General features: G+C 68.5%; 19 protein-coding genes. 5 read left to right on the top strand and 14 right to left on the bottom strand.

Annotation, left to right across the window (positions count from 1 at the left end; genetic code table 11):
* The first annotated feature begins 98 nt into the window (after positions 1–98).
* From KTR66_RS06220 to KTR66_RS06205, 4 genes are read left to right on the top strand one after another with little or no spacing between them, the layout of a single operon-like run.
* Positions 99–923, top strand: coding sequence for a MaoC family dehydratase N-terminal domain-containing protein (locus KTR66_RS06220; RefSeq protein ID WP_249731895.1), 825 nt, complete (start codon positions 99–101; stop codon positions 921–923).
* Complete coding sequence (locus KTR66_RS06215; RefSeq protein ID WP_249731894.1) at positions 916–1854, top strand: DMT family transporter; 939 nt, start codon at positions 916–918, stop codon at positions 1852–1854. Before KTR66_RS06220 ends, KTR66_RS06215 begins: the two co-directional genes overlap by 8 nt.
* Positions 1838–2746, top strand: a complete 909-nt coding sequence (locus tag KTR66_RS06210; RefSeq protein ID WP_213611513.1) for a DMT family transporter — start codon at positions 1838–1840, stop codon at positions 2744–2746. Before KTR66_RS06215 ends, KTR66_RS06210 begins: the two co-directional genes overlap by 17 nt.
* Positions 2743–3627 carry an MBL fold metallo-hydrolase gene (locus KTR66_RS06205; RefSeq protein ID WP_213611511.1) on the top strand — a complete coding sequence of 295 codons (885 nt, stop codon included), beginning with the start codon at positions 2743–2745 and terminating at the stop codon, positions 3625–3627. Before KTR66_RS06210 ends, KTR66_RS06205 begins: the two co-directional genes overlap by 4 nt.
* On the opposite strand, the gene KTR66_RS06200 is transcribed toward KTR66_RS06205, so the two are convergent.
* From KTR66_RS06200 to KTR66_RS06180, 5 genes are all read right to left on the bottom strand, one after another.
* Complete coding sequence (locus tag KTR66_RS06200) at positions 3624–4298, bottom strand: NUDIX hydrolase (protein WP_249731893.1); 675 nt, start codon at positions 4296–4298, stop codon at positions 3624–3626. The two genes, KTR66_RS06205 and KTR66_RS06200, sit on opposite strands and share 4 nt — an antisense overlap.
* The gene (locus KTR66_RS06195) at positions 4291–5106 is read right to left on the bottom strand and encodes a nitroreductase family protein (RefSeq protein WP_213611507.1); all 816 of its coding nucleotides are present in this window, start codon (positions 5104–5106) and stop codon (positions 4291–4293) included. The genes KTR66_RS06200 and KTR66_RS06195 overlap by 8 nt, the downstream gene beginning before the upstream one ends.
* Complete coding sequence (locus tag KTR66_RS25245) at positions 5103–7115, bottom strand: acetate--CoA ligase family protein (RefSeq protein ID WP_213611505.1); 2013 nt, start codon at positions 7113–7115, stop codon at positions 5103–5105. The genes KTR66_RS06195 and KTR66_RS25245 overlap by 4 nt, the downstream gene beginning before the upstream one ends.
* Positions 7116–7185: 70 nt before the next feature.
* Positions 7186–8340, bottom strand: coding sequence for an acyl-CoA dehydrogenase family protein (locus KTR66_RS06185; RefSeq protein WP_213611503.1), 1155 nt, complete (start codon positions 8338–8340; stop codon positions 7186–7188).
* 1 nt (position 8341) lies between these two features.
* Positions 8342–9250, bottom strand: coding sequence for an SDR family NAD(P)-dependent oxidoreductase (locus KTR66_RS06180; RefSeq protein WP_213611495.1), 909 nt, complete (start codon positions 9248–9250; stop codon positions 8342–8344).
* Between the two features lie 146 nt (positions 9251–9396).
* Between KTR66_RS06180 and KTR66_RS06175 the strand changes: the two genes are divergently transcribed.
* The gene (locus tag KTR66_RS06175) at positions 9397–10218 is read left to right on the top strand and encodes a sulfite exporter TauE/SafE family protein (RefSeq protein WP_213611491.1); all 822 of its coding nucleotides are present in this window, start codon (positions 9397–9399) and stop codon (positions 10216–10218) included.
* Between the two features lie 24 nt (positions 10219–10242).
* On the opposite strand, the gene KTR66_RS06170 is transcribed toward KTR66_RS06175, so the two are convergent.
* The 9 genes from KTR66_RS06170 to KTR66_RS06130 form a co-directional block, all read right to left on the bottom strand.
* The gene (locus KTR66_RS06170; RefSeq protein ID WP_213611490.1) at positions 10243–10611 is read right to left on the bottom strand and encodes an iron-sulfur cluster assembly accessory protein; all 369 of its coding nucleotides are present in this window, start codon (positions 10609–10611) and stop codon (positions 10243–10245) included.
* Positions 10612–10623: 12 nt separating this feature from the next.
* Positions 10624–10980 (bottom strand): SUF system Fe-S cluster assembly protein, encoded by a 357-nt coding sequence (locus tag KTR66_RS06165; RefSeq protein WP_213611489.1) that lies wholly within the window; start codon positions 10978–10980, stop codon positions 10624–10626.
* Positions 10973–11437: a Fe-S cluster assembly sulfur transfer protein SufU gene (sufU, locus tag KTR66_RS06160; protein ID WP_213611487.1), complete on the bottom strand. Its 465-nt coding sequence runs from the start codon at positions 11435–11437 to the stop codon at positions 10973–10975. Before sufU ends, KTR66_RS06165 begins: the two co-directional genes overlap by 8 nt.
* A complete protein-coding gene (locus KTR66_RS06155; RefSeq protein WP_213611485.1) occupies positions 11434–12681 on the bottom strand; it encodes an aminotransferase class V-fold PLP-dependent enzyme in 1248 nt (415 codons plus the stop codon). Before KTR66_RS06155 ends, sufU begins: the two co-directional genes overlap by 4 nt.
* 2 nt (positions 12682–12683) lie before the next feature.
* A complete protein-coding gene (gene sufD / locus KTR66_RS06150; protein ID WP_213611483.1) occupies positions 12684–13952 on the bottom strand; it encodes a Fe-S cluster assembly protein SufD in 1269 nt (422 codons plus the stop codon).
* Positions 13949–14689, bottom strand: a complete 741-nt coding sequence (sufC, locus tag KTR66_RS06145) for a Fe-S cluster assembly ATPase SufC (RefSeq protein WP_213611481.1) — start codon at positions 14687–14689, stop codon at positions 13949–13951. The genes sufD and sufC overlap by 4 nt, the downstream gene beginning before the upstream one ends.
* Entirely contained in the window at positions 14689–16143 is a 1455-nt protein-coding gene (sufB, locus tag KTR66_RS06140) for a Fe-S cluster assembly protein SufB (protein WP_213611475.1), read from the bottom strand. The genes sufC and sufB overlap by 1 nt, the downstream gene beginning before the upstream one ends.
* A gap of 8 nt (positions 16144–16151) precedes the next feature.
* Positions 16152–16607 carry an SUF system Fe-S cluster assembly regulator gene (locus tag KTR66_RS06135; RefSeq protein WP_213611473.1) on the bottom strand — a complete coding sequence of 152 codons (456 nt, stop codon included), beginning with the start codon at positions 16605–16607 and terminating at the stop codon, positions 16152–16154.
* 86 nt (positions 16608–16693) lie between these two features.
* Complete coding sequence (locus KTR66_RS06130) at positions 16694–17794, bottom strand: ring-opening amidohydrolase (RefSeq protein WP_213611471.1); 1101 nt, start codon at positions 17792–17794, stop codon at positions 16694–16696.
* Positions 17795–17810: the final 16 nt, after the last annotated feature.

Below are 17810 nucleotides of genomic sequence, written 5' to 3'. Positions count from 1 at the left end.
GGGACATGGCGGTTGCAAGCCCGGAACATGGCCAAGGGATGGCAGATGCGCGCAAAACCCGGTTGCGGCGCGCGGGCCAAGGGGAGAAGGATGTCCGGATGAGCTACCAAGACTTCCTCGGCCGTACGGAGACCCGTGAGGACCGCCTCGACCCGCGCCTGATCGAGGGTCTCGCCGCCACGCTGGACCGCCCCACGCCGGAGGGGGACGTGCCACCGCTCTGGCATTGGATGCTCTTCCAGGATTGGCGCCGCCCCTCGGGCGTGGGGCCTGACGGGCACCCGAAGCGCGGCGGCTTCCTGCCGCCCGTGCACGAGTTGCCGCGCCGGATGTGGGCGGGCGGGCGGCTCGATTTCCATGCGAATGCGCTGCGCGCCGAGGATCGGGTCACTCGCGTCTCAACGATCGCCGCCATCTCGGAGAAGTCGGGCGGCTCGGGCAAGCTCGTCTTCGTGACCGTGCGCCATGAGATCAGCGGCCCGCGCGGCCCCGTGCTGACAGAGGAGCATGACATCGTCTATCGCGGCATCGAGGGTGCGGCGGTGCGCCCGGCTGAGCCCGCGCCCGAATTCGCGAGCGACGCACGGCGCGATCTCGTGCCGGATGCGCTGATGCTCTTCCGCTACTCGGCGCTGACGGGCAATGGCCACCGCATTCATTACGACATCCCCTATGTGACCGGTGAGGAGGGCTATCCCGGCCTCATCGTCCATGGCCCGCTGCAGGCGACGCTGATGGCACAGACCATCCTGGACGCCGCACCCGGTCGCCGCCTCAAGCGCTTCGCCTTTCGTGGCAAGCGGCCCTGTTTCGCGGGAAATGCGCTGGCCGTCCTCGCGCGCATCGAGGCCGATGCCGCCACCGCCGAGACGCGCGACCACGGGGGCGCGACCTGCATGCAGGCCGAAGCCTTGCTTGGATAAGGACCCGCCCGGCCGCTCGACCAGCGGGGAGGCCGCGGTGCGCGGCCTCATGCTGGCCGCGCTCGGCTATGGCATCATCTCCTTCGCTGATGCCGCCATCAAGTTCGCGCTGCCGGTTGTGGGCGTGGCCGGAGCCATGCTCTGGCGCGGCGGCGCCGGCGCCCTTTCCATCGCGCTGCTGACGCGCGGGCGCGGGCTCTGGCCGCGCAACAAGCGGCTCGTCTTCGGCCGCTCGGTCATGCACTGCTCGGTCTCCATCCTCTGGTATTTCGTCTGGATGTCGGGCTTCGGCCTCGCGGACAGCTATGCCGTGGCGGCGGCCGCACCGCTGCTGATGACGCTGCTTGCCATCCCCATGCTGGGTGAGCGCGTGGGTTGGCGTCGCTGGACCTCCTGCGGCGTCGGCTTCCTTGGTGTGCTCTTCATGCTCCAGCCGGGTGGCGAGCTCTGGCGCTGGGAGGCGGCGGTGCTTCTGGTCGCCGTCTGCGGCATGGCTCTCAGCCGGATCTGGACCCGCACCCTGGCGGCCACCGATACGCCTGCCTGCATTTCCTTCTGGCTGATGCTGACGCATATCCCGCTCGGCCTGATGGTGCTGCCCATCGCCGCCCTCTGGCCGCCGACAGGCTTTCCCGACCTTTTCCCGCTGAGCTGGCTGCTGCCCTTGCTGCTTTTCTTCGGCATCGCCAATGCGGCGGCGCATCTGCTGTTCGCGCGGGGCTTCGCTCTCGCCAACATCGCCTCGCTGGCGCCGCTCGAATACTCGCCGCTGCTCTGGGGCCTGGTGCTGGGCTTCCTCATCTGGAACGAGGTCCCAGCCTGGACCACGCTGATCGGCGCCTGCATCGTCATCTGCGCCGGGCTCTACAACCTGCATCGCGAGCGGGTGCGGCGCTCGCAGGAAAGGGCGGAACGTGGCGCTTCGGCATGACGCGAAGCGCGGCGCGCTCCTGATGCTGGCTTCCACAGCGCTCTTCACCATGATGAGCGCTGTGGTGAAGCTGGTGGGTGAGCGCATCCCTTTCTTCGAAATCATGTTCTTCCGCAGCATCCTCGCGCTGCCGGTCGTCTTCGCGATCGTCTGGCGCATGGGGGGCGCGCCCAGCCTGGCAACCCAGCGCTTCCCGCAGCACGTCATGCGCGCCATGACCGGCACGGCGGCCATGTCCTGCTCCTTCTTCGCGCTGACCGTGCTGCCACTGGCCGAGCAGACGGCACTGACCTTCACCACGCCGATCTTCGTAACGCTGCTTGCCATCCCGCTGCTGGGCGAGAAGGTGGGCATCCACCGCTTCAGCGCGGTCGGCCTTGGCTTCGTCGGCATCCTCGTCATCGCGCTGGGCAAGGGCGCCTTCATGGGACCGATGGATCCCTGGATCATCTTCGGCATGGTCATCGCCGTCATGCATGGCGTCTTCTCGGCCGCCACCACGCTGCTGGTCCGCAGCCTCTCCGCCACCGAGCGCTCGACGACCATCGTCCTCTGGCAATCGCTGCTGATGACGAGCTTCACGGCGCTCACGCTGCCCTTCGTCTGGGTCACGCCTTCGGGACATGAATGGTTGCTGCTGCTGGTGATCGGCCTCGTCGGCGGTGTCGCGCAGGTGATGCTGACCGAGGCCTTCGCGAGTGCGCAGGTCTCCTCGCTCGGCGCATATTCCTACACGAGCATTCTTTGGGCGGTGCTGCTGGGCTGGATCTTCTTCGGCGAGACGCCGGGTGTCGCCACCTTCGTGGGCTCGGGCTTGATCGTGCTGGCCGCGCTTTACATCATGCGGCGCGAGGCCATCCGCGCTGCGCAAAAACGAGGAAACTCCGCGTGAACATCCCCTTCCTGCGCGACGATCCGCTGGTGCATGGCCAGGTGGAGGTGATCGCGCCCGGCGTGCGCCGCGTGCTGTGCAACAACCCGGGGCCCTTCACCTATCGCGGCACCAATACCTACCTGATCGGCGGCGGCTCCTCGGTCGCCGTGCTCGATCCGGGGCCGGTGGATGCGGATCACCTGGGCGCGATTCTGGCCGCGACGGCGGCTGAGCGCATCACGCATATCCTGGTCTCGCACACACATCGGGATCATTCGCCGGGCGCAGCAGCCCTCCAGGCCGCGACGGACGCGCCCACCTATGCGCATGGCCCCCACGCGACGCCCGGCGTGGAAAGCGGCGACCACGCCTTCCAGCCCGATGTCAGACTGCCCGATGGCGTGCCGCTGGAGGGCGGCGACTGGCGCGTCACGCCGATCTTCACGCCGGGCCATTGCGGCAACCACCTCTGCTTCGCGCTGGAGGGCACCGGCATCCTGTTCAGCGCCGACCATGTGATGAGCTGGTCCACCAGCGTGGTCAGCCCGCCCGACGGCAACATGCGGGACTTCATGACGAGCCTGGCCCGGCTGCGCGCGCGCGAGGGGCAGGACAGGCTCTACCTCCCCGGCCACGGCCCGAAGCTGCCGGACCCCATGCCCTTCCTCGATGGCCTGGCCGAGCATCGCCGCCGGCGCGAGGCACGGATCATCGCGGCCCTGCGCGAGGGCGGGACGATGCTAATCCCGGCCCTGGTCGGCCAGGTCTATGGGCCGTTGGACCCGAAGCTTGTGACGGCCGCGGGGCGCAGCCTGCTCGCCCAGCTGATCATGCTGGAGGAGGATGGCGTGGCGCGGAGGGAGTTGATGCGCGAGGGCGAGGGCTGGCGCCTCGTCTAACGCTTCTCGGCCAGGCGGTTGTCGCGCCCCTGGATGCTGATGAGCTGCCGCCGCGCACGGCTCTGCGGCGAGAGCGCGAGCCAGGCGGAAAACTCGTCCAGGATCATGCCGGTGATCTTCGCCAGCGGCTGCGCGTGCAGTTCGCTGAGGGCAAAGAAGCGGATCTCCTCCAGCTCGCCCGAGCCGCGGATCTCGCCTTTGGCGTGCTTTGCCTCCGCCACCAGGAAACGCGCGTGGAAACGCATGGGGCGATCGGCCGGGGTGATGGCGCGGGTCAGGTAGTGCAGGGGGGCGAAGTCGGGGTGCAGCCGGCCTTGCACCATTTCGCCCATGACGAGGCCCGCTTCTTCTTCCAGTTCGCGCAGCGCGCAGGCGCAAAGCGCCTCGGCCTGAGTCGGGCGTGAGCTGACCTCCAGCATGCGGCGCGTGGTGCTCGGCAGGTCGCTGACCGGGCGCGCATGATAATCCGCGATGTCCACGCGTCCGCCGGGAAACACCAGCACGCCCGGCATGAAGCGCATGTCCCGGTGGCGGCGACCCATCAGCACCTCCGTGCCGTGGGGGCCGTCGCGCCAGAGGATCAGGCTCGCGGCATCCTTGGGCCGCACCGCGCGCCGTGGCTTGCGGCCGCCCGCATCGGCGCCGCCAGGATTGTCATCGCCCCTAGTCAAGCGCGAAGCCGCGCGAGCGCAGCCACGCGCGGAAACCGGCGCGCTCCGGCACGGAGAGCTGGCGCGCCACATTCTCCGTCCAGGTGCAGCCTTCGGGCGCGGGGCCGTGGATCTCGGGATAGCGCGGCTTGGCGCGCTCGCGCCGCGCATCATAGGCGGCCAGCGCCTCCGTCTCGCCCGCGCTCGAATAGCGGTCGCGATGGATGACGACGGAGGGCGGCAGGCGCGCGCTGGGCTCGTTGCGCGCGGCCGGCCAGCCGAGCGAAAGGCCGGCGATGGGGAAGACGCCCTTGGGCAGCGAGAGCAGCGGCGCCACCTTCTCCATGTGGTTGCGCACATAGGAGATGGGGCAGGTGCCGAGGCCGGCTGCATCCGCAGCCGCGATGCACATCCCCATGGCGAGAGAGGCATCCACCGTCGCGTTCAGCAGCGTGTCGAGGTTGTCATTGGCGTGCTCGCGCCCCGCGCGCTCGCAGATGTCGCGGTTGCGGCGGATGTCGGCGCAGAAGATCAGGAGGTTCGGCGCATCCTTGATCCAGGGCATGGTGCCGATCCAATCCGCGATGGCGGCGATCCGCTTCGCATCCTCCAGCACGACGATGGAATATTGCTGCATATCGCTCTTCGACGGCGCCGATTGCGCGGCCGCCAGCACGATGTTCAGCAGCGGTTCCGGGATGGCGTCCGGCTTGAAGCGCCGGGTCACGCGGCGGTCGAGCAGGGCGGCCAGTGCGGGTGGCGCTTCGGCCGGTGGCTCGAAGGGCAGATGCCCATAGCGGGCCTCGATGAGGGAACGGAGATCGGTCATGCGCGCACCACCCAGGCATCGGCCACGGTCAGGCCTTCTTGATGGATCATCAGCGGATTGATCTCCGCCTCAAGGATTTCCGGCAGGGCCGCGAGGCGGGAGACGGCGACGATGGCATGTACGAGGCCCTCCACATCGCCGCGCGGCAGCCCGCGCCAGCCCTCGATCACGCGCAGGCTCCGCACCTCGGCGATCATTTCCCGCGCCTCGGCCTCATGCAGGGGGGCGAGGCGGAGGGCGACGTCCCGGTGCAGTTCCGCCAGAACGCCGCCGGCGCCGAGCAGCACGACAGGGCCTACCTCCGGGTCGCGCCGGAAGCCGAGGATGACTTCGGCCAGGCCCTTGGCCATGGGCTGAATGAGAAAGCCGTTGATCCGCGCATCAGGTGCGGCCCTCGCCACGCGCGCCTGCATCGCTGCCGCCGCCTCACGCAGCGCCCCCGGATCGGGGATGTTCAGCGCCACGCCGCCGATCTCGGTCTTATGCGCGATGTCGGGCGAGAGGATCTTCAGCGCCACGGGGAAACGGTGCTCGGCCTCGACCTCGCGTGAATAGAGCGTGCGCAGGCCGAGTGCCGCGAAAAGATCGCGCGCATCCGCTTCGTCCGGCGCTTCCGGAATCTTCACCTCGGGCAGCGCCACATGCGGGGTGGCGAGCGGCGCGCGCCAGTCAAGGAAGGCACGCATGGCGTCCGCCAGGCTCTCCGGCGTGCGGAAGGCGGGGATGCCGGCCTCGGCCAGCAGCTTCAGCGAGGCATCGGCCTGGGGCACCAGGAAGGCTGCCACGGGGCGCACATGCGGGGCGGCGGCCAGGATGCCGGCCACCGCATCCGCCGGGCGGAACTGCGCGGAGGAGCCGATGACGGGGATGATCGCATCCGTATCCGCGGCCTTGTCGAGCGCGCGGATCGCGGCCTCGATGCGCTCGGGCTTGGTGCCGGCCAGCGTCATGTCGAGCAGGCGGCCATGGCCGTGCATCTTCACCGCGTCCAGCGCGGCCGAGGCCGCGGCATCGGGGACACGGGCCTCGATGCCGGCCACGCCCAGCGCATCCACCACCATCGCGCCGCCGCCCCCCGTCGTGGTCAGGACCGAGACGGCGCGATGCGGGCGTGCGGCCGGGTGGCGGCCGAGAGCCAGGGCCGGCAGTTCGAGAAAACTCTCCAGCATCGTCGCGCGCAGGATGCCATGGGCGCGGAAGAAGGCCTCCGCCGCCGCATCGGAACCGGCCAGCGTGCCGGTGTGGCTGGTGGCAAGCTCCGCCCCATAAGGCGAGCGGCCGAGCTTGTAGGCGATGATCGGCTTGCCCGCGCGATGCGCCTTCCAGGCCGCATGCGCGTAGTGCTGCGGCTGGCGGATGGCCTCGAGGAAGAGCATCACCGTATCTACGCCGGTGTCGTCCACCAGCATGGCGGCGATTTCGCCGGCGCTCAGATCGGCCTCATTGCCGGTCGCGATCAGGTGGCTGAAGCCCATCCCGCGCGCGGCGCCGCGCGACATGATGGCGCCCAGCATGGAGCCCGACTGGCTGACCAGGGCGATGCGGCCAGCGGGCAGGGAAGGGGCCTCCAGCGCCGCATTCACGCTGACCGCGATGCGCGCGGGAATGTTGATCAGGCCCATGGAATTGGGACCGAGCAGACGCAGGCCCGCCGCCTTCGCAGCCGCGACGCAGCGTTCCTGCCGTGCCAGCCCTTCGGGCCCCGCCTCGGCGAAGCCATCGGCCAGGATGCAGGCCACCTTGGCGCCCTTGGCGGCGACGGCGGCGATCTGGCCTTCGACGTGTTCGGTGTTGAGAAGGATATAGGCGAAGTCGATCTCGCCCGGGATCTCCTCCACCGTCGCATAGGCGCGCTCGCCCAGCACTTCGGGCGCGCGCGGGTTCACCGGGTGCAAGGTGCCGTCATAGCCATGCTTGCGGAGGTAGATCTGCGCGCGGGCGGTGAGGCGCGCGGGGTCGCCCGAGGCGCCGATGAGGGCGATGCTGCGGGGGGCAAGGAGTTCCTTCACAGAACCAGGCCCATCCTGAAGGAAAGGGGTCTGGGGCCCGTGGCCCCAGCCGCCGGAGGCCCCTTTTTCTTCATGCCTTGGGCGGCCTCTGCGAAAAGCTCTGCCCGAACACGCCCTCGGCGATTCGGTTCTTCATCACCTCCAGGCTGCCGCCCGCGATCATCCAGCCGCGCGTGCGGCGGACGCAGTATTCGATCAGCAGATCCTTCGAATAGCCCGTGCCGCCCATGACCTGCATGGATTCATTGGCCGCCATCCAGCCCGCCTGGTTGCAGGCATATTTGGCCATCGCCACCTCCTGCCCATCCGGCAGGCTGCGCCCGGCATTCACCGCGGCGCGGTAGAGCAGCAGGCGCGCGCTATCGAGCGCCACCCGCATCTCCGCGAACTTCCATTGCAGCCCCTGGAACTCCATGAGCCTGCGGCCGAACTGCACGCGCTGCATCGCGTGTTCGCGCGCCGCGTTGAAGCAGTATTCGCCGAGTGCCAGCGCCCGCGTCGTATTGCCCACGCGCTCAACATTGAAGCCGCCGATCTGCTTCTTGAACCCGCCGGGGCCGAGCAGCACCATCTCCGGCGGGATGTAGACATTGTCGAAGTAGAGGGCGCACCACTCCTCGTCATTCATGTAGAGGCTGGGCTGGCCAAGGCGGAAGCCTTCCATCCCGCGCTCCACCAGCACCGAGCCGATCCCGCCCACGCCGGGCCCGAAGCGGCAATAGATGACGAAGACGTTCGCCTCCGCGCTGTTCGTGGTGAAGACCTTTTGCCCGTTCAGTCGAAAGCCCGGGCCATCCGGCGTGCAGAAGGTCTTGAGGTCGGTCAGCGCCGAGCCCGCATCGGGCTCGGTCATGCCCACCGCCGCCACGGCCTCACCGGCCAGCAGCGGCTTGAAGAAACGCTCCTTCTGATACGGGGAGGCATATTCGCCGAAGGTGCGGAAGGCGCCGAAATTGCCGGCCTGCAGCACATCGGCGCTGCGCGGGCAGACCTGGGCGATCTGCTCCATCGCGAGCACGGCGTCGAACACCGTGCCGCCCGCGCCGCCATCTTCCTCCGGCAGCATGATGCCGAAGAGGCCCTGGTCGGCCATCAGCTTCGCGACATCCCAGGGGAAGCCCACGGTATGCGCGCGCTCCACCGCACCCTTGGCCAGGTGGCGCTCGGCGAAGCCGCGCACCACCTGCTGGAAGGCCGATTGCTCCTCGTTCAGTTCGAAGTTCACGTCAGACGGGATCCCAGCTGAAGACGTCGCCCGAGCGTTCCATCGGCACGAAGCTCGCGCGGAAGGCGGGCAGGGCGATCTCGGCGATCTTCTCCGGGGTCCAGCCGCTCTCGCTGTGCACCGAGCGGATCGGCCGGTTCTGGCTGAACAGGAAGAGCTCATGCATGCGCGGCGCGAAGACCTGGCCGGTCACTTCCTTCGCGGCGTCGGAGGCCAGGAAGACGGCCAGCGGCGCGTTCTTCTCCGGCCCCATCTTCATGATGCGCTCCACGCGCGCCTTCTGCTCCGGCGTCTCGGCCGGGATCGAACTCGTCATGCGGCTCCAAGCGAAGGGCGCCAGGCAGTTGGAGCGCACATTATAGCGCTTCATGTCGAGCGCGATGGACTTCGACAGCGCCACGATGCCGAGCTTGGCGGCGGAGTAGTTCGCCTGGCCGAAATTGCCGATGAGGCCCGAGGTCGAGGTGATGTGGACGAAGCTGCCGCTCTCCTGCTTGCGGAAATGCTCGGCGGCCGCGCGGCTCACGAAGAAGCTGCCGTTCAGATGGACATTGATGACCGAGAGCCATTCCTCCGGCGTCATCCGGTGGAAGATCTGGTCACGCAGGATGCCGGCATTGTTCACCACGATGTCCACGCGGCCAAAGGCGTCGATCGCGGTCTGCACGATCTTCTTCGCATTCTCCCATTCGGAGACGCTGTCGGTGTTGATGACGGCCTGGCCGCCCTTCTGCTCGATGATGGCCTTGGTCTGCTCGGCCGGGCTGGTCGAGAAGCCCTCGCCGCCCAGCGAGGCGCCGATGTCGTTGATGACGACCTTGGCGCCGGCCTCGGCCATGGCGATGGCGATCTCGCGACCGATTCCGCCGCCCGATCCGGTGACGATGGCAACCTTGTCCTTGAGCATCATGGCGCTTTCCCTTCCTTTGGTTGAGTCGGGCCGAAGGCTAGAACGCCATGCGTCGGCCGGGAAGGTGGGCCTCGGCCTGGAGGCTTCGCAGCGGATGACGCAAGCGTTAGACAGCGCCGCAAGAACGAGACTGCCGGGGTTTTCCGATGAACGAGGTTGTGTGGCTGGCCGCGCTCGCGGCGGCGATGGCGGCGACGGGCCTTGTCTCCGGCACGCTGGCGGGGTTGCTGGGGGTAGGGGGCGGCATCGTGATCGTGCCGCTGCTGTTCAACGTCTTCCCGCTGTTTGGCATTCCCGAGGCGATGCAGATGAAGCTCGCTGTCGGCACCTCGCTCGCCACCATCATTCCGACCTCCATCGTCTCGGCCCGGAAGCACCGCGCGACGGGCGCGATGGACGAGGCGCTGCTGCGCTCCATGGCGCTGCCCATGATGCTGGGCGTGGCGTTGGGGACGGCGCTGGCCGTACACGTCCGCGGCGAGGGGCTGACGGCGGTCTTTGGCATGGTCGCGCTGCTGGTGGCGCTGAACATGGGTTTCACCGGCGTGGATTTCCGTGTGGCCGAGAAGCTGCCCGAGGGCCCGCCGCGCGCCGCACTCGGCATGGGCATGGGTTCTGTGAGCGCCATGATGGGCATCGGCGGCGGGACGCTCGGCGTGCCCATCCTCTCCATGTTCGGCTACCCAATCCGCGCCGCGGTCGCGACGTCAAGCGTGTTTGGCCTGATCATCTCGGTGCCGGCGACCATCGGCTTCATCTGGGGCGGCTGGAATGATCCGAACGTGCCGCCCTATTCGCTGGGCTATGTGAGCCTCATCGGCTTCGCGCTGATCGTGCCGACCTCGATCATCGCAACCCCCTGGGGCGTGAAGCTGGCCCACACCATCCCGCCGATCTGGCTGAAGCGCGCCTTCGCGGTCTTCCTGGCCGCGACCAGCATCCGGATGTTCTACAGCCTCTTCACCTGAGGCGAGGGCGGGCTTTCGCGTCCTTCAGACGTGGAAGCTCTCACCGCAGCCGCAGCGGCCCTTCTCATTCGGGTTCACGAAAACGAAGCCCGCACTCATCGGCTTCACCTCGTAGTCCATCATGGTGCCGATGAGGTAGAGGCTGGCCTTGCGGTCCACCAGGATGGAGAGGCCCTTGTCGGTCACGCGCTCATCGCCGGGGCCCGCTTCGTCCACGAAGCTGAGGTCATAGGCCATGCCGGAGCAGCCCTTGGTCTTCACGCCGATGCGCAGCAGCTTCCCGGCCTCGGCCTTCTCATAGAGCTTGCGCAGGCGCTCGGCCGCGCTGTCGGAGAGCGTCATCAAGGGCGGCAATTCGCGCTTCACGCGCGGGGGGGCGGCGGTGGTGCTCATCGCGTGTCTCCCTCAGAACATGTTGAGCGCAAGGCGGGCGTCCTCGCTCATGCGCGACTGATCCCATGGTGGATCCCAGACGACTTCGACCTCGCAATCGGTGACGCCGGGGATCTGGCGGATGGCCTCCTCCGTCATGCTCGGCAATTCCTGCGCGGAGGGGCAGGAGGGGGTGGTGAGCGTCATCTCCACCTTCACCTTGCCGTCATCGCCGGTCTCGATCGCGTAGATCAGGCCGAGTTCGAAGATATCCACCGGGATCTCGGGGTCGAAGACGGTCTTGATGGCGGCGATCACGCCCTCTTCGGTCACGGCGGGCAGCGACTCACCCGCGGGGGTCCAGCTGCCATGGGTCGCGTTTTCACTCACTGCTGGTCTCCTTCACGCCCGCCAGGGCGGCATCGAGCGCGCGCCAGGCCAAGGTGGCGCATTTCACGCGGCTCGGAAATTTCTGCACGACCGAGAGGATGGCGAGGCGCTCCAGCTCGGGGCTTGTGGCGTCCGGCATCTCGCCGCGCGCCATGCGGGCCACCGTCTCGCCCAGCGCGCGCGCCTCGCTGGGCGACTTGCCGCGCACCAGTTCGGTCAGCAGCGCGGCGCTGGCCTGGCTGATCTCGCAGCCGCGGCCCTGGAACATGGCGTCGGTGATCGTCTCGCCCACCAGGTTGAGCGAGAGTTCCACGCGGTCGCCGCACATCGGGTTGTCGCCACGGGCGGAGGCGGTGGCATTCTCCAGCCGGCCGCGATGGGCCGGGTTGCGGGCCAGGTCGCGCAGCACCTTCGAGTAGAGGTCCTGCAACTCCTGGAAATCCGCGGGCGCGCTCACGCAAAAAATCTCCGCGCGTCGCTCAGCTTCTGCGCGAGGAAATCGATCTCCTCCCGCGTCGTGTAGAGCCCGAAGGACGCGCGCGTGCTGCCGCCCTCCAGCCCGAAGCGCGCATGCAGCGGCTCGGCGCAATGGCGGCCGGCGCGCACGCAGATGCCAGCGCGATCGAGGTAGGTGGAGAGGTCATGCGGGTGCACGCCGTCCAGCGCGAAGGCGAAGACGCCGCCCCGATCCTGCGCCGCGCCCAGCAGCGAAAGGCCCTCCACCTGCGTCAGCGTGGCCATGGCGTGGTCCACCAGGCCACGCTCATGCGCCTCGATCGCCTCCATGCCGATGGCGCTCACATAGTCGATCGCCGCATGCAGGCCGACGGCCTCGATGATGGCGGGCGTGCCCGCCTCGAAGCGCGCGGGCGCGGCGGCGAAGGTGCTGCGCTCCAGCGTCACCGTCTCGATCATGTCGCCGCCGCCGAAGAAGGGCGGCATGGCGTCGAGCAGCGCGCGCTTGCCGTAGAGCACGCCGATGCCGGTGGGCCCATAGAGCTTGTGGCCGGTGAAGGCGTAGAAATCCACGTCCAGCGCCTGGACATCCACCGCGCGGTGGACCGCGGCCTGGCTGCCATCCAGCATGACGCGGGCGCCGGCCTCATGCGCCATGCGGATGATGGTGGCCGCCGGCGTGACCGAGCCCAGCACATTGGACATGTGCGTGACGGAGACCAGCCCCACCTTGCCATCCGCGAGCTTGGCCGCGAGGTCTTCCAGATCCAGCTCCCCGCTATCCGTCACGCGGACGAAGCGCAGCCCGATGCCAAGGCCCGCATCGCGCAGCATCTGCCAGGGGACGAGGTTGGCGTGGTGCTCCATCTCGCTCACCAGCACGCATTGGCCGGGCTTGAGCATGCCGCGGCCGAAGCTGTGGGCGACGAGGTTGAAGGAGCCGGTGGCATTGCCGGTGAAGATGATCTCCTCCGGCTCGGCCGCGTTCAGGAAGCGCTGCACGGCGCCGCGCGCCGCCTCATGCGCCTCGGTCGCCACCTCGCTCAGGTGGTAGGCGCCGCGATGGACATTGGCATAGGCCGTCTCCATCGCCCGCGTCATCGCCTGGATCACCTGCCGCGGCTTCTGCGCCGAGGCGCCGCTGTCGAGGAAGACGAGCGGCTTGCCGCGCACGGTCGTCGCCAGGATCGGGAAATCCTGCCGGATGCGGGTGACGTCGAAGGCCGGGGCGACGTTCGTGTCCATGATCAGGCTGCCTCGCGCTCCCACCAACCCTCGGTCGCCTCGGCCAGCGCGGCCTGGGCCAGGGGGTGGGTCACGCCCTCGATCGCTTCCGTGAGGAAGGCCTGGACCAGCATGGCCCGCGCCGTCTCGGCCGGGATGCCGCGGGCGCGCAGGTAGAAGAGCTGCGCCTCGTCCAGCGCGCCCACGGTGGCGCCGTGGCTGCACTTCACGTCATCGGCGTAGATCTCGAGCTGCGGCTTGGCGTCGATCTCGGCATCCTCCGAGAGCAGCAGCGCCTGGTTCATCTGGTAGCCATCGGTGCGCTGCGCCACCTGCCGCACCAGGATCTTCCCCTGGAACACGCCGCGCGACTTGCCGGCCAGCACGGTCTTGTAGGTCTGGCGGCTCGCGCAGTCCGGCGCCGCATGATCCAGGTAAGTGGTGGTGTCCGCATGCTGGCCATCGCCCGCGAGCTGCGCGCCGTTCATGTGGCAGGCGGCCTTGGGGCCGAGAAGCGCCGTGTGGATCTCGTTGCGGACGAGACGCGCGCCGGCATTCAGCGTGAAATTGTCATAGGTGCCGCCGCCCTCGACCGCGGCCAGCACGGTGGCGAGCTGGAAGCCCGCACGCCCCTCGCGCTGGATGCGCACATGGGAGAGCGTGGCGCCAGAGGCCACCTGGATCTCGAAGACCGGGTTGTGCAGGTAGCTCGCGCCATCTGGCCCGAGGCTCGTCTCGATCAGCGTCAGCGAAGCGCCTTCGCTGAGCCGGATCAGGTGGCGCGGATGGAAGGCGATGGCGCGGCCCGTATGGCTGGCCAGGCTCAGCAGCTCCAGCGCGCCGCCATCCGTGCCAGCCGGCAGGTCGAGCATCAGCCCGTCCTCGAAGAGCATGGTGTTCAGCGAGACCACCGGCAGATCGCGCGCGAGCGCACCCAGCCAGCCCTCGGCCGCGTTCAGGTCGCCCGCCAGCGTCCGGCACCAGGCGGGGAGGGTGGAGAGGCCGGCTGCGAAGCGCCCATCCACGAAGACGGCGCGATGCGGCGCGCGCATGGGCGGCAGCACGGGATGCTCGGCCGCCAGCGTCAGCGCCTCGGTGAATTGCGCCTGGGCGATGGGCGAGAGGTCGGTGTAGCGCCAGGCCTCCAGCTTGCGATGGGGCAGGCCCGTGGCCGCGAAATGCTCGGCCGCGGCCCCGCGCAGCGCCGCCACCCAGGGGGTGCGGCCGCCGGGCAGGTGGTCGCGCAGGCCCGCGAAACGGGCGGAAAAGCCACCAGGGGTCATGGCGTTCATGCCGCCACCTTCGCGTAGCCCTCCGCCTCCAGCTCCAGCGCGAGCTCGGGGCCGCCCGACTTCACGATGCGCCCGCCCATCAGCACATGGACGCGGTCCGGCGTGATGTAGTCCAGCAGGCGCTGGTAGTGGGTGATGACGAGGGCCGAGAAATTCGGGCCGCGCATGGCGTTCACGCCCTCGGAGACGATCTTCAGCGCGTCGATGTCGAGGCCGGAATCCGTCTCGTCCAGGATGGCGAGGGAAGGCTCCAGCAGGGCCATCTGCAGCACCTCGTTGCGCTTCTTCTCGCCGCCCGAGAAGCCGACATTGACGTTGCGCTTGAGCATGTCGTCGCTCATCTGCAGCGTCTTCAGCTTGGCGCGGGCCATCTTCAGGAAGGCCATGGCGTCCACCTCGGGCTCGCCCTTCGCCTTGCGGATGGAATTCAGCGCGGTGCGCAGGAAATTCGCATTGCCGACACCCGGCAGCTCGACCGGATACTGGAACGCCAGGAAGAGGCCGGCCGCCGCACGCTCCTCCGGCTCCATGGCCAGGATGTCCACGCCATTGAAGGTGGCGCTGCCGCCGGTGATCTCATAGCCCTCGCGCCCGCTCAGCACGTAGGAGAGGGTGGACTTGCCCGAGCCGTTCGGGCCCATGATGGCGTGCACCTCGCCCGTCGGCACTTCCAGGTTGATCCCCTTGAGGATCTGCTTGCCGTCAATTTCGGCCGTCAGGCCTTCGATACGCAACATCAGCCGACGCTCCCTTCGAGCGAGATAGCGAGAAGTTTCTGGGCCTCCACGGCGAATTCCATGGGAAGCTCCTTCAGGACCTCACGGCAGAAGCCGTTCACGATCAGCCCCACGGCCTCCTCCTGGGAGAGCCCGCGCGAGCGGCAGTAGAAAAGCTGGTCCTCGGCGATGCGCGAGGTCGTGGCCTCATGCTCCACCTTGGCGCTGACGCAGCGGTTCTCGATGTAGGGCACGGTGTGCGCGCCGCACTGGTCGCCGATCAGCAGGCTGTCGCACTGCGTGAAGTTGCGCGCGCCGGTCGCCTTGGGGCTGATCTTCACCAGGCCACGATAGGTGTTCTGCCCGCGCCCGGCGCTGATGCCCTTGGAGACGATGGTGGACTTCGTGTTCTTGCCCACATGCCACATCTTCGTGCCGGTATCGGCCTGCTGGTGGTTGTTGGTGATGGCCACCGAGTAGAACTCGCCCACGCTGTCATCGCCCAGCAGCATGCAGGAGGGGTATTTCCAGGTGATGGCGGAGCCCGTCTCCACCTGCGTCCAGCTCACCTTGCTGCGGGCGCCGCGGCAGGCGGCGCGCTTGGTGACGAAGTTGTAGATGCCGCCCTTGCCCTCGGCATCGCCGGGGTACCAGTTCTGCACCGTGCTGTACTTGATGGTGGCGTCATCCATCAGCACCAGCTCGACCACCGCCGCGTGCATCTGGTTCTCGTCGCGCATCGGCGCGGTGCAGCCCTCCAGATAGGAGACATGCGATCCGGCATCCGCCACGATCAGCGTGCGCTCGAACTGGCCCGTGCTTTTCGCGTTGATGCGGAAATAGGTCGAGAGTTCCATCGGGCAGCGCACGCCCTTGGGGATGTAGACGAAGCTGCCATCCGTGAAGACCGCGCTGTTCAGGCAGGCGAAGTAGTTGTCACCCGGCGGCACGACGGAGCCCAGATACTGCTTCACCAGCTCCGGATGCTCCTGCACCGCCTCGCTGATCGAGCAGAAGATGATGCCTTCCTTGTGCAGCCGCTCCTTGAAGGTGGTGGCGACCGAGACGCTGTCGAACACCATATCCACCGCGATACCCTGCAGCCGCTCCTGCTCGCGCACGGGAATGCCGAGCTTCTCGTAGGTGCGCAGCAGCTCGGGGTCCACCTCGTCCAGCGATTTGGGCGCGGCCTTGGTGGTCGGCGCCGCATAGTAATAGGCGTCCTGGTAGTCGATCTTCGGGTAGTTCACCGCGGCCCAGTCGGGCTCCTCCATGGTGAGCCAGAGGCGATAGGCCTTGAGGCGCCATTCCAGCAGCCATTCGGGCTCATTCTTCTTCGCGCTGATGAAGCGGACGATGTCCTCGTTCAGCCCCTTCGGCGCGAATTCCATCGCGATATCGGTCTCGAAGCCCCACTTATAGCCACCATCGCTGGCGGCCTGGACGGTCTCGAGGGTCTCTGCAACGGCAGGCATAGGCGCTCCTACTCGGCGGCGACGAATTGGTCGGTGGTGAAGGAAAGGCTGGCCCCGCAGCCCCCGCCGGCCAGGTCGGCGACGGAAATGCCGGCCAGCGCCTCGCGGATGGCGTGGTTCACGGGGTCCCAGCGGCCCCGGACGGGGCAGAGATGCTCGCTCTCGCAGCCGCCCATCCCGCCATCCACGCAGGCGGTGAGCGCGATGGGGCCATCGAAGGCGACGATGACCTCGGCCAGGGTGATGCTGCTGAGCGGGCGCGTCAGGCGGTATCCGCCCCGCGCCCCGCGCAGGCCCTCAACGATCTCGGATTGTGCCAGAATTTTCAGAACTTTGGCGACGGTGGGCTCGGCCAGGCCGGTGCGGGCGGCGATGCCCGGGGCGCTTTGCAGCGGCTCACTGTCCCGCCCCATGCGCGACAGCACCACCACGGCGTAATCGGTCAATCTGGAGAGTTTCAGCACCGGCGTTCTCCTGCGGTGACGGTCAAATAGGACCAACCGCGTCCGGTTTCCAGCCCCCCGCGCGACATTCCGTTGGATAAGCCGGATTATCTCCGCGCAATCACCGCCACCGGCCCGCCACCATCGGGCCCCTGGTGCTCAGCGCCGCCCGAGACGAAGAGGTCTGTCCGGCCCACCGCGGCCGCGATCACGCCGCCCACCAGGGCGCGGGCGTGGCGGGTCGCGTTGATGTCGCTGTCATCATTCATGATGTGGCGCAGTCCGCGGATACTGCCGGTGCTGGAGGGCTCGGCCTTGGCCAGCACCGCCACCAGCCGCGCCCTGGCTGTGGCGTCCAGCTGCCCGGGCGCGCCCAGCCCGACCGAGGCCAGCGCCCGCTGCACCGCCCCGAAATCCACCGCATCGGCCATCACGTCATGCCCGATGACAAGGTCGCCGGCCCAGGCCGGGCTATTGCCCAGCACGATCACCTCGCAGCGCTCGAGCTCGACGCCCGCCGAGCAGCTGGCCCGGCCGGAATGCAGCGACCAGTCGGCGCCGATCACGGCATCGGAGAGCGCGCCCTCCGGGATTTCGCCCAGCGCCAGCGCGACCCCCAGCGCCGCCGCGCCCCGGGAAAGGCCCATGGAGGGGTAGGTCTCATGCGTCGCCACGCTTTGTCCGCGCGCCAGGGCATCCGCCACCTTGGCCGAGGTGATCAGCGGGCATTTCACCTGGACATAATGGACCTCCGCCGGGTCGCTGATGCCGGCATGCTGCATGGCAGCGCGCACCGCCGCGGCCGTGGCGCGGAGCTGCGCCATCCGGCCGATCTCCTCCGGCGCGAAATCCGGCGTGAAGCCGACCCCGATGGCCAGCGCGCCGGTCGCGGGCGCCGCCACCTCGCGCACCGCCAGCACCAGGAAATGTGGCGCGAGCCCGCCCTCCGTCCCGCCCGACATGACGAGCGCGACCTGCGCCATCACCACCTCAGGCGTGACTCCCATCCGCGCCCCCAGCATCCCCGCCAGCGCGCTCACCGCATAGGCGCGGGTGAAGTCGTTCACGCAGCCATTGCCCTCGGTCTTGCCGAGGATCGCGACCACCTCCTCGGGCCGTAGCGCGCCCGCATCGAACAGCGCGGCGATCGCGGAGACATCGCCCGGATGGCGCATGGGCACGCGGAGTGCGAGGGCTTGGCGGGGCATGGCGGAACTCTCCTGG

This window comes from Roseococcus sp. SDR (genome assembly GCF_019083995.1).
Taxonomy (GTDB): domain Bacteria; phylum Pseudomonadota; class Alphaproteobacteria; order Acetobacterales; family Acetobacteraceae; genus Roseococcus.
Note: the sequence above shows the minus strand (reverse complement) of the source record. Positions and strands in the feature narration are given on the sequence as shown.